Below are 550 nucleotides of genomic sequence, written 5' to 3'. Positions count from 1 at the left end.
CTCCTCCATGTTCAGGTAGCCCCGGGCCACTCCCGCACCGGCTATGTGCAGCTCCCCCACAACGCCTATCGGAACAGGGGTGCCATGATCGTCCAGAACGTAAACATTTTCATTAAATAGAGGGCTTCCAATATGAATATTATCTAAGTCACAAATTTGTGAAGTGGTGCTCCAAATAACTGTTTCGGCAGGTCCATAAACATTAAATACATGTTTAAATGCCTTATACAATTCTTTGGCTATTAGGTTTTGTAATGCTTCTCCACCGACAAGGCATAAACAATTGGAGAGACTATTTGGAAACTTATTTACAAGTTGTAATAAAGTACTTGGAGTTTGTTGAATGATGTAACTAGTTGCAATTTCTGTCTCACTAACACTGTTTATAGATGATAAACAAATTTTACTTCCAGTTATTAAGGGCAAGCCATATTCTAATCCGAAAATATCAAAGGTGTAATTTGTGAGGGATAAGGTATTTCTATCTAAAGTCTGTACTTGTTTAAACAAATATTTATCGAAATCGTGCACAAACTGTAAGAACGCTATT

1 protein-coding gene is annotated in these 550 nt (G+C 37.5%); it reads right to left on the bottom strand.

Annotated elements, in window-relative coordinates; all coding sequences use genetic code 11:
- Positions 1-510 (bottom strand): AMP-binding protein (locus AACM45_RS20335; RefSeq protein ID WP_339145046.1); only part of this gene is annotated, 510 nt, incomplete at its 3' end.
- Positions 511-550: the final 40 nt, after the last annotated feature.

Source organism: Croceitalea sp. MTPC5, from assembly GCF_036985505.1.
GTDB lineage: Bacteria > Bacteroidota > Bacteroidia > Flavobacteriales > Flavobacteriaceae > Croceitalea.
The sequence above is the reverse complement of the archived record's forward strand: the minus strand, read 5'-3'. Positions and strand labels throughout refer to the sequence as shown.